Source organism: Frankia sp. CcI49 (assembly GCF_001983215.1).
Lineage (GTDB): Bacteria > Actinomycetota > Actinomycetes > Frankiales > Frankiaceae > Parafrankia > Parafrankia irregularis.
In genome coordinates this window covers 274,492-287,568 of sequence record NZ_MOWP01000031.1, presented here as the reverse complement: position 1 = coordinate 287,568, position 13,077 = coordinate 274,492, and the positions used below count along the sequence as shown (strand labels likewise).

The window sequence follows — 13,077 nt, the reverse complement described above, 5'->3', positions numbered from 1 at the left end:
CACCTCCCGCGACCCGATGGACGTCCCCTTCGGCGGCTCCGCGTCCATCAACCGCTACACCTACGCCGGCGCCAACCCGCTGGCCTACAACGACCCCACCGGCTACGCCTTCGGTTTGCTTGCTGCCCTGGTAGTTGTGCCAGGTGTCGGTGAGGTCGTCCTCGGAGCCGCGGCCATCGGCGCAACCGTGGCGACGGGGGTCTACGTCGGTCGCAAGGTCAACGACTGGCTGTACGACAACGACGCCCCCGCCGACACAGCACCCCAGGCACGAGCCGGAGCCGGAGCCGCGGCAGGCGTCGGATCAACCTACGGCTGGTACACCGACATCCTCCGCGAAACCGCCACCGTAGCCCCCGAACCCGTCATCGACACACTTCCCGAAGCATCGAACCCGCAGCCGCTTCCCCGTAACGACCCGCCCCGCATCACACCACGACCCGTCGCATCAGGCGGCGGCCCCGCCGCCGGTGGCCGCAGTCGCCGCCGACAAGATCAACCTGGAATGGCTCAACGCCCCCCTCATCTCCGCCACCGACCCCACCAACATCCCCGCAGCCAGACCCGCACGCGCCAACAGCAACAGCGGCGGACCCGGCCTCCAAGCCGACCTCGACAACGGCACCACACAGCCGTTCCAGATCCCCCAGTGCAAACCACCCCTACGCTGCATCGGCGACACCCCCAACAACACCAACCAGAACCCGAACCGCCTCAAAGGACTCGGCAAAGAAGCCCTCAAGGAACTCGGCCGAGAACTCCTCGAAAACCAGGGACCGGACAACTGCGCCGACACCGAACCCGGCGGCACCACCCTCAACAACACCTGCCAACCCAAACAACCCGGCGACCAGCGAGACAATGATGAAGAATCTTGCAGGAGGTCATCGGCCCCGGCGCGCGACTGTGAAACCGATGACCTGGTGCACGTGTACCGCGCTCCACAGCGGGGGAACGGGCCGGACGAACTTGCCAACGGACTCAACCCAACCCGCCATGAGTATGGCAACGGTCGTGCGTATGTGGGGACTCAAGATGTGGCACTACGCTATGCTGACTACTCAGTCGGCACACACGAAGACGGTTATATTAAGTTTACGTTTAGGCGACCGGATTTCGAGGAAAACTTTGGCACAGGATACCCTTACGAAGGAGGTCCCGGGCGCGAATGGGAGATACCTTACGAGCAAATTGATACATTCAATCGACTGACGGTATCCAGGGAATGGATCTACGCGCCATGGTAGAACTTCAAGATATCCACGAACTACCTTCCGAGCAATGGGGGGAGATTGGCATTGAATTGGTCGGGAGTGTGGTTGAGGTGCGAATCGTGTGCGTCCACACTTTCGGTGTGGGTGTCCAGCTGCAACCGGGTGGAGCCTACGGGCATGTAAACCCCCCACGCGTGACAGACGGCCACTTTACGGTAGACGAGGCCACCGCGCATATCGGAGAATTGCGGAAGGCCGTCGTTCTCGCAGCGGCTCCGGGCCGGCAGCCGACCCTGACGATCCGACCATCCGAAATTCCGGTAGATTGAGCTTCCTTAGCCTGGATGCACCGCCGCCTATTGCCATCTACTGGGGTTCCTGAACGTGGAAGTGCCCCCCGAGCTGGGAGGATGGGAGTTCTCTTGCGCTTCCGTCCGCCAGGTCGAGAGGGCACTTCGCACGTGCGGTTGTCGAATGCAGCGTCGAGAACGCACGCGCGGTTCCACGACCCTAACCTGATCGGCTGCGCGGGGCTGGCCCCGATGGTGCGCTGGTCAAGCAGGCCGGACTATCCGAACTCCTCGACCGCCAACGCCAACCCGCTGGCCTACAACGACCCTTCGGGCTACCTCGGCTTGCCGAGCGGGTTGCAGAGCCTCCAATCCGCGCTCGAGGGCACGGTCGGAAAAGCAGGCGAATTCCTTGCCGAGGGCACTGAAAAAGTCGGACGAACCGGCATCCACATCGTCGAGGAAACAGCCGGTGTCGTGGGCCGAACCGCCAGCACGGTCGGACGCGTCGCCGCCGGTGGAACAGTCGCCGTACTCACCCTCGGCTTCGTCGTCCTCATGGCGACCCCCGTCTACGACCTCCCCTACGAACCCGCCACCGACCCGGCCGCCCGTGAAGGCGCCGGAGGCGGAAACGGTGGCGGTGGCGGTGGCGGTGTCACGGTTCTGGAAAAGACCGCGCAAACCGTCAACCTCGAATGGCTCAACGTCCCCCTCATCTCCGCCACCAACCCCACCAACATCCCCGGCGACCGCGGAACACGACCCAACCCCAACAGCGGCGGCCCCGGCCTCCACGCCGACCTCGACGCAGGCACCAAAACCCCCTACACCATCCCCCAATGCGCCCCACCCCTACGCTGCATCGGCGACACCCCACCCCCCCACCACCGGAACCGGAACCAAACACCTCGTCGACATCACCATCACCACCCCCACCGGCCCCGCCACCCTCACCGCCACCAACCACCACCCCTTCTGGAACCCCGACACCCACCACTGGGAAAACGCCGACCAGCTCACCACCGGCGACCACCTCCAAACACCCACCGGCCAGCCCACCACCATCACCACCACCCACACCTACCAGCGCGTCGACACCGTCTACAACCTCACCATCGCCGACCTCCACACGTACTATGTACTCGCCGGCAACACCCCGATCCTCGTCCACAACAGCAACTGCAATATCATCGCGAGTGGTATTGATAACTCGGCGGCCCTGTCCTCTCACGGCGTGGGAGATGTATTTAGTGGAGTTTACGATCCCGTAGATGGACGTCTCGTGCTGCGGTTGAGCGTAGATGACGATGTAACCCCCCCGGGCTCCGGGTTCAGTTATGAGATTCGGAGGGCACGGTCAGATTCTATTGGAAGACTTCGCAGGGTCCCGATCGGCGATCGGATTTACGGTCCACTCTGAACAGGATGGATTTTCCGTCGGATGGAAATCAAGGAGCGTCAACCGGCGCAACTTCGGGGATCCAATGGCCCCGCCGGGATCGCGAACTGAGACACTGGAAGCAATAGAAGCTACGATGGGAAGGCGGACGTGGAGTCGTTGAATCCTGAGGATCGGATTGTCATTGCGGGGCTTCCGCTCCCAGTGGCTCTCGCTGCCGCAATACTGGAAGGAAGATGGAAGGTGCCCGCGCTGGCGGCGATGCGGAATGTATTCTACGAGGAGCCTGATCGGCCAAAATTCTACGACTTGAGCGGGATTCGTGCGACCTCCGTGGCATGGCAAAGTGGTTACCCGGGAGTTGGGTTTCAAGAGTTCTATCTCGGCGTCGAAAATTCAGAGAAGCCTCCCGGAAATCTAACCCCGCACCAGTCTCTGATTATCGGTGACCTCGGGCCCGATATGCCTTTCGCGCTCGACTACCGGGCCTCCTGTAGTCGACCGGCGGTTGTTGAATTGACAACCTACGACAACTGGCGCTACGTGGCAGACGATATTGATGAGTTTCTTGAAAAACTTGGACTCGCATCGTAATTATTAGGATCTATCCATTCGGTTTTGCTTGAAAGGTGGCAGAGGTTTTCGCGTGAAGGCCTGTAAGGTTATCGGCTCCGCTGTCTGTAAGTCGGTGGTGACCGTGTATTAGTCGAGCAGGATACGGTGGTGTGATTCCAGTCGAGAGCAAGATCCGGACTGTATCATCGGTGCTCGCCGGCGAGGTGATGGTCATGGAGGCCGCGCAGCGGAACCTGGTGCCGGATACATCGGTGTTGAAGGGGAAGCAGGCGTTTCTGGAGCCCGGGAATCAGGGCCTGGCCGCCGGCGGCCTCGGGCGGGCGTCGTCGCGGGAGGAGACGCTCGCCGCCGAGGTCGAGGAACTCAAGACCGCGCTCGGTGAGGCGCACATCGAGATCCGGGTGTGGAAGAAGTCCGTAGCGCCGGCTGGGCCCTACGCGGACATCGAGGTGATCAGGCTCGACGCCGGGATGTCGACCGCGAGGTTCTGCCGGCTGCCCGACATCCCGCGCTGTTCCTACGCCCTTTTCCAGGCCCGGCAACGTGTGGGGGCGCCGGCGGGGAAGAGCCCGTGGCCGGCACTGTCGTGGACCCCTTGGAGTCGGCCGCAGCGAAGTACGCCTCGGACTGGCCGGCGTGGGGACACCGGAGGATCCACGTGATGATGGCCGTCGGCGACCATCTGGCGTCGGCGTCATCGGTCGAGCGGGCGTTACGCCGCCGTGGGCTGTTCCAACCGGTCGACTTAAGGCTAGGAAAGGCCCGGTGACTCGTTGCGATCTTGAGAATGAGGGGCGACGCCTTGCGCAGCGGCCCTCCGAGGATCCGATCAGCCTCCTTGGCTTGCTGGTCGTCAGGCCCGTAGCGGATGCCGACGCGTATTCGGGGCGCCTCCGGAGTCTGATCGCTGCGGCCATCGAGATCTGCAGGGCTGCCGACTTTGAGCACGACGACGTCTCGGAGGATGGGCTCCCATCCTGGTTCTTGAATCTGTCGGACGGCAGTGAGGATGAGGCATATGGCGATGCTGTCGGAAGCGCTGGGAAGAGTCGATACCTAGAGGTAAGGGATGACCGTGCCTGGGATGCTGGGGAGTGGATCTATTGCTTCGATCCCGATCTCAGGAAATGGTCATGGTGGGATATTACCGTTGTCGATGACGGGGTCGTCTGCGTCTGGGTTGACACCAAGGGTGAGGCGCACATTCCGTGTGAAGAACTATGGTGGGCGGTCTTCGTTGCTGGGGCTCAGGAGGTTCAAACGATGACGTTGGAGACCTCCAGCATCTGGAGTCAACAGGACAGTGTTGGCCTCCGGAAATAGCGCCGTTCTCTAAAGCATGAGGCCCCACTTGAACTGCTTCCAGTGGGGCCTCCGGGGCGTCCGGGTAGAGCCTTCCCCCCACTCGCCAGACGTTCATCTCGCCCACACAGGCCGGTAGGTGTCAAGTCAACTGAGACAGTTGATCGTTGGTCGGTTGGCTTGGAAGTGGCTGGTTGATCCACACGGTCTCGGGTAGCCGGGGCGGCCGTGGCCTGCGAGCGAACCGTTCAGGGTGCGCCGCGCGGGCGCGGTCGAGGGTGGCCTGCCGGTGGGCCTGGACCTGCTCGGCGGTCCCGAAGTGGACCGAGGCGGGGGTGTGGAACCCGATCCCGGAGTGGCGATGGTCGTGGTTGTAGGCGGTGAAGAACCCCTCGCAGAAGGCACGGGCATCAGCCAACGACCCGAACCGGTCAGGGAAGTCGTAGCTGTACTTGAGAGTCTTGAACTGCGCCTCGGAATAGGGATTGTCATTCGAGGTCCGTGGCCGTGAATGTGACCGGTGGACACCGAGCTCGACGAGAAGGTCGGAGACCTGTTTTGAGACCATCGCTCCACCACGGTCCGCGTGGATCGCCCGCGGCGCGGCCCCGTTCCGGTTGATGGCGTCGGTGAGGAAGTCCTTCGCGACCACTGCGTCCTCGGCGGCGGCGACAAGCCAGCCGGTCACATACCGGGAGTAGATATCGAGGATGACGTACAACTTGTACCAGACACCTTTGGTCGGGCCTTTCAACGCGGTGATGTCCCACGTCCAGATCTCGTCCGGTCCGGTCGCGGACAGCTCCGGGCGGACCCGGGCCGGATGGGTCGCCTGCGCGCGGCGTTCCCGGGTCTGCCCGGCCGCGCGGGCGATCCGGTACATCGTGGACAGCGAGCACCAGTACCGGCCGGCGTCCAGCTCCCGGGCCCAGACCTGCGGGATCGCCAGATCCTGGTACTCCGCCCGAGCCAGCACCGCCAGCACCTGGGCGCGTTCGGTGTCGCTCAACGCCGCCGGTGGCGGCTTCCTCGCCGGCCACGGGCCGTGCAGCCGGCCACCAGGAGCTGTATGACGGTAATGCGTCGCCCTCGACCTGCCCGTATATGCGCAGGCCCGTTTCACCGGCACCCCCGCGGCACGGAGCTCGTCGAAAGCACCGTTCAGGGTCTGGTCTACGGCTTCTCGGTGTCCGTGCTCTCGGAGATCTGTTCCAAGAGCACGCGCGCTTTTCCCATGATATCCAGCGCGGTTTCAGTCGTTGYGAGCTTCGCTTTCAGTCGTTCGTTCTCCCTGCGCAGCTTCTCCAGCTCGATCTGCTCCGCTGATTTTCCCGGCTTCTTCTCCGGAGAACGAGCCGCACCACCGGATCCACCCAGCGCTCCCGCGTCCCGGGCCCGGGTCCACTCCACCACGTGTGAGGAGAACAAGCCCTCCCGGCGCAGGATCGCGCCTTTCTCTCCGTGTGGGGCGTTCTCGTACTCGGCGATGATCCGCAGCTTGTACGCCGTGCTGAACACCCGCCGCGACGGCCGCGGCGCTGGATCACGCCGCGACGGAGGACCGCCCGGACGTTCCTGCGACTCTGACTCCACGGGCACAAGGATCTCCGATCACGCCCTCTGTAGCCAACCCGCACCCAGCGGGTGTCTCACCCGAGACTGACACAGAGGGGGCCTCCTCGGAGGGCTATGAGGGTAGGCATCCCGAAACTGCGGACCGATTCATTTTTCCCGGCGCYGCCGGAACCCCGCCGGCGGATCGACATAGCGTTGCACGCGGTGGCGATGGAGGCCTATGTGCGCGGGGTGTCGACCCCTGAAGTCGACGACCTCGTCGCCGCGTTGGGTGTGGGGACGGCCGCCGGGAGGTCCTCGGTGTGCAGGTTGGGGACAGTGAGGGCGAAGCGTTCTGGACCAAGTTCCTGCGGCGGCCTACGCGACCGTGGCCTGGCCGTCGGTCCGAGCGGTGTGCGGCTGGTCCCGAGCGAACAGGCGCTGCGGCGATGTAGGAGTAGACGTACCTTTCCCGCCGCGTTCCAGGCCGACTCAACCGGGTCAGGGATCCGGTCCGCGGCGAGCTGGTCCGCGTGGCCGAGCGGGCATCGGAGCCGGGCGCCAAGGCTCTCGATGTCGGCGCACCGCGGCCGGGGCAGACCGCGGCGAATGGGCCGCCGGTGGACGCGGTGTCGGCATTGCGGTGCGCGCACGAGTGGCTCGTCACCGAGCCGCCGCACGACAACGAGATCACCGCCATGGCAGACCGCCTCCCCGTCGGCCCGAGGCTACGCCCCCAGCATGATCTCGACGATGCGGTGACGACGCCGCTGAGCGCCGAGCAGACAGCGCCCGAGGAACCGCGCCGCAGCCCACGGGCACACACGCTGGTATCGGCGCTTCTGGACGCGAGCAGGTTGGTCCCGGTCTCCTCTGCTGCCAGCCTCTCGGCTACGATTCGGCGCAGCCTTGTACGACATACCGCCCTGAGCGACTACAAAAAGTAAACATTCGGCCGACGGTTCGTGGGCCAGCCCGTGGCGGGCCCAGCTGTTCTGACGGGCCCCGCTGCCGGTCGCTGTCCGTACTCGACTGACATCAGGTGATCATGACTGACCCCTCATCGCCAGCTTCGCGTCATGCGACGATGTCCGGGCGGTACCTCGCCGGGCTGGCGAACCGTCTCGCCGACCGTCACCGGAAGGAGACGGCGGTCGTCGCCGTCGCCCGCGGCCACGCCGATCAGCTTCGTGCGCAGCTGGCACAGCGGGACACCCAGTTAGCGGAGTGCCAGCTGCAGCTTGGGCGCCTCCAGGAGCGGACCGGGGGACTGACCGCCGACCTCGCGCAGCGGGATCAGCGAGTCGCCGAGCAGGCTGAGATCATCGGTCAGCTGGAGAATCGGCTGGAAGTCGCCGAGCAGGCGTTGGGGTTCATCTCCCACGAGGCGCTACCCGCGTTGATCGAGGGCACGTATGCGCCCGCGTTGCCGGCGGCCCTCGGCGGCGATGCCGACATCGTGGCCCGCTACGACGGCATCGCCGGCAATATCGTCGAACTGCGCGACGCGCTGCGACAGGCACAGGAGGCGCTGCGGATCGGTGAACGACGGATCGCCGCCTGGGAGGAGGGTATGCGATTCGTCATAGACCACCAGCTTCCCGCCCTGACCACCGGTGATCTGGTTCCCGCACTGCCGGACGCCGGTGACGAGGCGATCGTCGGAGTGCTGGACCGGATCGGCGCGGCCGTCGCGAAGCTGGTGGAGCAGGCCCACGATCGTTTCCGGGACCGCGAGGAGGCCCTGCGGACCGCGACGGTCGGGCTCGCGCGCAACGTGCAGGCCGTGTCCCACCGGGTGCAGGAAGAAGCCACAGCCATGGTGCTGGCGCATCCGACGACACCGGATGTGCTCGAGAGCGGCTACCGCGTGGATCATGCGGCCGCGCAGCAGGCCCGTTACGCGCAGAACCTCGCKGTGCTGTGCGGCGAATCGCCGGGCCAGCAGTGGCAGGAGCCAGTGGCCGTAGCCGACATCGTGACCGCGGCTGCCTCACGGATCATCGCCTATCAGCGGGTGCACGCGTCCGGCGGCCCGGACACCGCGGTTGTCGCTCACGTCGCCGAACCGCTCATCAGCGTCATCGCCGAGCTGTTGGCCAACGCGGCGCAGTCCTCGCCGTCGACGACCGAGGTGCTGGTCGCAATCCGGTCGGTGCAGCGCGGAGTGGTCTACGAGATCGACGACTGTGGCGTGGGCATGGAGGAGTTCCGCCTGAACCGAGCGCGGGAGATCGCCTCGGGACGCCTGCCAGTGCGGGTGGCGGATCTCGGCCAGACGCCGCAGACCGGCCTGGCGGTGGTCGGCGAGTACGTGCGCCGCCACGGGCTGCGGGTCGATCTCAGCGAGTCGGTCTACGGCGGCGTCCGGGCGGTGGTCTTCGTGCCCGACGAGCTGACCGAGCTGTTGACCCCCGCCACACGCCTTACCCGCGGCCACCACCGGGCCGGCTCTGCGGCCGTTGGCACACCCCCGGCACCCGGCGGCGTCTCCCTGCCGGACCCGGCCTCGGTCCCCCCTGGCGACCCGGCCTCGGCCGCGGGGGAAGATCGCCCGTCGAAACCGGTGCTCCCGCGACGCCGATCGCCCCGCCATGCCGCGCTCACCGAGAAGGTCCCGCCGCCCGTCACGCCATCCGCGAGCCCGCCCGCACCGCCGCCGTCAGCCGACGAAGCCGGATCGTTCCTCGCGGCGATTCTGAGCGTCTCGCCGGACGCCGCTTCCGGTGGTGACGTCGCTGACCCGGGCGACTCCACCCCGCCCTCGCCCCCGCTCGCTCCCGCAGAGGACACGGAATGACCCCCGATGCCACCGGTACTCTCCACACCGACCACTGGCGTGGGATCGACGCCAACCGCTGGATGGTGGAGGAAATCGAGACGACGCAGGGCGTACGGCACGCGTTCGTGTTCACCGCCGATGGCTTTGTGACCGCAGTCTCCAGCGCCCTGGACCGCGACGGCGCCGAGAAGCTCGCCGCCGCGTGCTCGGCCATGGCGTCCCTGGGCAGGGCGGTTGCCGGGGACCACGGTGAGGGCGGCATTCCCAGCCACGTGGTGTACGAGCTCAACGGCGCCAAGCTGATGTTCCGCGGCGCCGGCGACCGCACCTACCTGGGTGTGATCACCGAGGCCGTGATCGACCCGGCGCTGGTCGCCCACCAGATGACCACGACGGTACGCAAGATCGGCGAGAGGTCGTTGAGCTCCGCCGAGCGCCCGCACTAGGCCGTGGTCGACCCCACGGACTACCTCGGCCCGGTTCGACCGTATGTGCTGACCGGTGGCCAGGCGCGCCCCAGCCGCAACACGGTCCGGCCGGAGACCCTGCTGGTGGCGAACACGGACGCCAGCCTGCCGCCCTCGGCCACGCGTCAGCATCGGTCCCTGGTGCAGCTGTGCCGGGGAATGCTGTCGCTGGCCGAGGCCGCCGCCCACCTGAGAATCCCGGTGAGCGTCGCGGCGGTCATGGTCTCGGACCTGGTCGACAGCGGCCATCTCGCCGTGCGCACGGTGGGAGCCGATCCAGACGCCCCGAACCAAGAGCTTCTCGAAAGGGTCCTGCATGGTCTCCGTAGCCTCTGATCACCGCAGGGCTGATCGTGACGAGGCGGACCGGTATGTCTCGCCGACGGTGCGCCAGTCGGTCAAGATTCTGGTCTCGGGCCCGTTCGGCGTCGGCAAGACCTCGTTGATCGACTCGGTGAGCGAGATCGTACCGCTGCATACCGAAGAACAGATGACCCGGGAAAGCCTGGGGGTCGACTCGCTGACGGGTGTCGAGCGCAAGACGTCGACGACGGTCGCCCTGGATTTCGGTCGGATCACCATCGGGGACGACATCGTGCTGTATCTCTATGGCACTCCCGGGCAACGACGGTTCTGGGACCACTGGGCAGGGCTGGCCGAGGGCGCGATCGGCGCCCTGGTCCTGGTCGACACGCGCCGGCTGGAGGAGAGCTTCGAGGTTTTCGACCAGATGGAACTGAGTGACACGCCCTTCGCCGTGGCCGTGAACGTGTTCCCCGATACGCCGGATATCCCGCTGGACGAGGTCGTCGCCGCGCTGGACCTGCCCACCGATACGCCGATGACGTCCTGCCGGGCTCTGGACCGGCAGTCCTCGATCCAGGCGCTGATCACGCTGGTCGAGCACGCGACGGTGTCCTCCCGGCTGACGGGGGCGCATCGATGATTTCCACCCGCCATTCCCTGTCGGACTTCACGGGTCTGACTCCGCTGTCGGAGACCACCACCTGCGCCGACCCACAGGCCGCCTACCGGGTGCTGCGGGAGCGGTGGGGGCAGGTCGCACCGGTGGAGCTCGAACCCGGTGTACCGGCCTGGCTGGTCATGGGCTATTCCGAGATTCTTCACGTGGTGCGCAACGAGCGCCTGTTCGCCCGCAATCCCTCGCACTGGCGGCTGCTGTCCGACGGTGTCGTGCGCCCGGACTCCGGACTGGGACCGATGATGTTCCCGCGGGACAACGCCTACTTCGCGGACGGAGCACGGCATCGCCGGCTGCGGGCCCCACTCGACGAGGGCATCGCGGGCATGGACCAGCACGCCCTCCGGCGCTCGCTGCAGGCGACCTGCCGAGAGCTGATCCGCGGGTTCGCGAAACGCGGCGAGGCCGACCTGGTCACCGAGTACGCGTCGGTCATTCCCATGCTGGCGGTCTCCAGCCTGTTCGGAATCTCCACCGAGCACGGCCATCAGCTGCGGGCCGGCCTGATCGCCCTGTTCGGCAGCGGCGAGGACTCGCAGGAGGGCAACCGCACCTTCGAACGCATCCTGACCGAGGTCATGCAGTCGCACGCGGCCAGCCCGGCCGAGGACCTCACCACCGCCTTCCTGGCGCACCCGAACCTGCACGACAGCGACGAGGTCGTGCAGTCCATCGTTCTGATGATCTCGGCCGGCTACGAGACGACGACCTCGTGGATCGCGCAGACCATCCGGCTGATGCTCACCGACCCCCGGTTCGCCGGGCGCCTGCACGGCGGCCGTCTGGGCGTGGATGACGCGCTCGACGAGGTGCTGTTCCGCGACCCGCCCATGGCCAACATGCCCGCCCGGTACGCGCTCGCCGACACCGAGCTCGCCGGGCAGCCCGTCCGTGCGGGCGACGCCCTGATCCTCGGCCTGGGCGCGGCCAACGCCGACGCGCGCATGCACACCGACGACCCCTGGCTGGAGACCGGCAACCGTTCGCACCTGGCGTTCTCCGCCGGCCCGCACACCTGCCCGGCCCTGGACCCCAGCCGTCTGATCACCCGCACAGCCGTCACGACCGTCCTGACCGAACTGCACGACCTCACCCTGGCCATTCGTCCGGATGAGATCGAGCTGTTGCCCTCGCCGTGGACCCGCTGCCCGGCAGGCCTTCCCGTGCGTTTCGCCGTATCCGACGTGCCCATCGTTGAGCAGGAGGTCTCGCATGGCTGACTCGACCGCCATCCCGCTGGTTCCCCTGGACCCCTTCGGCGCCGATCACCACGGCGAACAGCGCCGGCTGCGGGAGGCGGGTCCGGTGGTGCGGGCCGAGCTGCCCGGCGGCATCCGCGTGTGGGTGGTCACCGACCACGCTCTGCTCGCCGACCTGGTGGCGGACGAGCGGGTGAGCAAGAACTGGCGGAACTGGAGCGCCATCCAGGACGGGACGATCACCGACGACTGGCCGCTGATCGGCATGATCAAGGTGACCAACATGGTGACCAGCGACGGCGTCGCGCACTCCCGCCTGCGCCGACCGGTGACCCGGGTGTTCACGCGCGGCCGGGTGGAACAGCTCCGTCCCCGCCTCAACCAGATCGTCGCCGAGCTGCTGGACGAGCTCCCCTCCCATGCCGGCCCCGACGGATCGGTGGATCTGCGGTCGCATTACGCCTACCCGGTGCCGATGCAGGTGATCTGCGAGCTGCTGGGCGTCCCGCGGGAGTGGCGCGCCGAGCTCCGCCGGCTTGTCGACAGCATCTTCCGCACGGATACCAGCAGCGAGGAGGCCGTGGCCACCGAGCGGCAGCGCCTGGCCCTGCTCGCCGAGCTGGTGCGGCTGCGTCGCGACGAGCCCGGTGAGGACCTCACCAGCGAGTTGATCAAGCTGCGTGAGGAGGACGAGGAGGCGCTGACCACCGAGGAGCTCGTCGACACCATCTGGCTGCTGCTCACCGCCGGCCACGAGACCACGCTGAGTCTCATCACCAACGGCGTACGCGCCTTGCTCACGCATCCGGACCAGAAGGCCATCGCCGTCGCCGGTGACGCCGCGACCTGGTCCAGCGTGGTCGAGGAGGTGCTGCGCTGGGACGCGCCGATCGGGAACTTCCCCGCCCGCTACCCGCTCGAGGATGTCACGATCGCGGGCGTCACGATCGCGAAGGGCGACGCGATTSTCGCCGCGTACAGCGGTGTCGGGCGGGACCCCCGCCAGTACGGCGCCGACGCCGACCAGTTCGACGTCACCCGCGCCCCCCAGCGGCATCTGTCCTTCGGCGGCGGACCGCACCTGTGCCTGGGCGCGCACCTGGCGCGGCTGGAGGCAGGCGTCGCCCTGCCCGCTCTGTTCGCCCGGTACCCGGACCTGCGCCTGGCGGCCGACCCCGCGACCCTGCCGCCGGTTCCGTCATTCTTCTCCAACAGTGCCGCTGTGCTGCCGGTCCAGCTCGGTCAGGCCGCTGTGGCCCCGCCCTTCGTTCCCTGAGAGACGCTCGGGGGACCCACTGCGGGTCCGCGG

The 13,077-nt window shown here is 66.8% G+C and carries 14 protein-coding genes and 1 pseudogene; 13 read left to right on the top strand and 2 right to left on the bottom strand.

The genetic code is table 11. From position 1 onward, the window contains the following. Positions 1–470 precede the first annotated feature (470 nt). The 5 genes from CcI49_RS41710 to CcI49_RS28415 all read left to right on the top strand — a co-directional run bounded on the left by CcI49_RS41710 (position 471) and on the right by CcI49_RS28415 (position 4,805). Positions 471–1,247 carry a hypothetical protein gene (locus CcI49_RS41710; protein ID WP_131831217.1) on the top strand — a complete coding sequence of 259 codons (777 nt, stop codon included), beginning with the start codon at positions 471–473 and terminating at the stop codon, positions 1,245–1,247. 870 nt (positions 1,248–2,117) lie between these two features. Next, positions 2,118–2,927, top strand: a complete 810-nt coding sequence (locus tag CcI49_RS44245) for a polymorphic toxin-type HINT domain-containing protein (protein ID WP_076831118.1) — start codon at positions 2,118–2,120, stop codon at positions 2,925–2,927. 222 nt (positions 2,928–3,149) lie between these two features. After that, positions 3,150–3,500 (top strand): SMI1/KNR4 family protein, encoded by a 351-nt coding sequence (locus tag CcI49_RS41705; RefSeq protein ID WP_131831216.1) that lies wholly within the window; start codon positions 3,150–3,152, stop codon positions 3,498–3,500. Between the two features lie 131 nt (positions 3,501–3,631). After that, positions 3,632–4,144, top strand: coding sequence for a hypothetical protein (locus tag CcI49_RS43615; protein WP_241840279.1), 513 nt, complete (start codon positions 3,632–3,634; stop codon positions 4,142–4,144). A gap of 103 nt (positions 4,145–4,247) precedes the next feature. After that, complete coding sequence (locus tag CcI49_RS28415; protein WP_158230823.1) at positions 4,248–4,805, top strand: hypothetical protein; 558 nt, start codon at positions 4,248–4,250, stop codon at positions 4,803–4,805. A 121-nt stretch (positions 4,806–4,926) separates the two neighbouring features. Here the strand turns inward: CcI49_RS28415 and CcI49_RS28410 are convergent, their stop codons facing one another. Further along, complete coding sequence (locus tag CcI49_RS28410; protein WP_076831196.1) at positions 4,927–5,907, bottom strand: IS3 family transposase; 981 nt, start codon at positions 5,905–5,907, stop codon at positions 4,927–4,929. 50 nt (positions 5,908–5,957) lie between these two features. Next, positions 5,958–6,302 carry a hypothetical protein gene (locus CcI49_RS28405; protein ID WP_116437524.1) on the bottom strand — a complete coding sequence of 115 codons (345 nt, stop codon included), beginning with the start codon at positions 6,300–6,302 and terminating at the stop codon, positions 5,958–5,960. A gap of 171 nt (positions 6,303–6,473) precedes the next feature. On the opposite strand from CcI49_RS28405, the pseudogene CcI49_RS43610 reads away from it, so the two are divergent. The 8 genes and pseudogenes from CcI49_RS43610 to CcI49_RS28360 form a co-directional block, all read left to right on the top strand. Beyond that, positions 6,474–6,764: pseudogene (locus CcI49_RS43610) on the top strand (transposase); the annotation flags it as partial. A 107-nt stretch (positions 6,765–6,871) separates the two neighbouring features. Then, positions 6,872–7,285, top strand: coding sequence for a hypothetical protein (locus CcI49_RS40890; RefSeq protein WP_131831215.1), 414 nt, complete (start codon positions 6,872–6,874; stop codon positions 7,283–7,285). Positions 7,286–7,386: 101 nt separating this feature from the next. Further along, positions 7,387–9,138 carry an ATP-binding protein gene (locus tag CcI49_RS28385; protein ID WP_241840278.1) on the top strand — a complete coding sequence of 584 codons (1,752 nt, stop codon included), beginning with the start codon at positions 7,387–7,389 and terminating at the stop codon, positions 9,136–9,138. Continuing rightward, positions 9,135–9,566, top strand: a complete 432-nt coding sequence (locus tag CcI49_RS28380; RefSeq protein WP_076831102.1) for a roadblock/LC7 domain-containing protein — start codon at positions 9,135–9,137, stop codon at positions 9,564–9,566. Before CcI49_RS28385 ends, CcI49_RS28380 begins: the two co-directional genes overlap by 4 nt. Before the next feature lie 3 nt (positions 9,567–9,569). Further along, the gene (locus CcI49_RS28375) at positions 9,570–9,923 is read left to right on the top strand and encodes a DUF742 domain-containing protein (RefSeq protein ID WP_076831099.1); all 354 of its coding nucleotides are present in this window, start codon (positions 9,570–9,572) and stop codon (positions 9,921–9,923) included. Beyond that, entirely contained in the window at positions 9,904–10,533 is a 630-nt protein-coding gene (locus tag CcI49_RS28370; RefSeq protein ID WP_076831095.1) for an ATP/GTP-binding protein, read from the top strand. The genes CcI49_RS28375 and CcI49_RS28370 overlap by 20 nt, the downstream gene beginning before the upstream one ends. After that, entirely contained in the window at positions 10,530–11,789 is a 1,260-nt protein-coding gene (locus CcI49_RS28365; protein WP_076831091.1) for a cytochrome P450, read from the top strand. The genes CcI49_RS28370 and CcI49_RS28365 overlap by 4 nt, the downstream gene beginning before the upstream one ends. Then, entirely contained in the window at positions 11,782–13,044 is a 1,263-nt protein-coding gene (locus tag CcI49_RS28360) for a cytochrome P450 (protein WP_076831087.1), read from the top strand. The genes CcI49_RS28365 and CcI49_RS28360 overlap by 8 nt, the downstream gene beginning before the upstream one ends. Positions 13,045–13,077 lie beyond the last annotated feature (33 nt).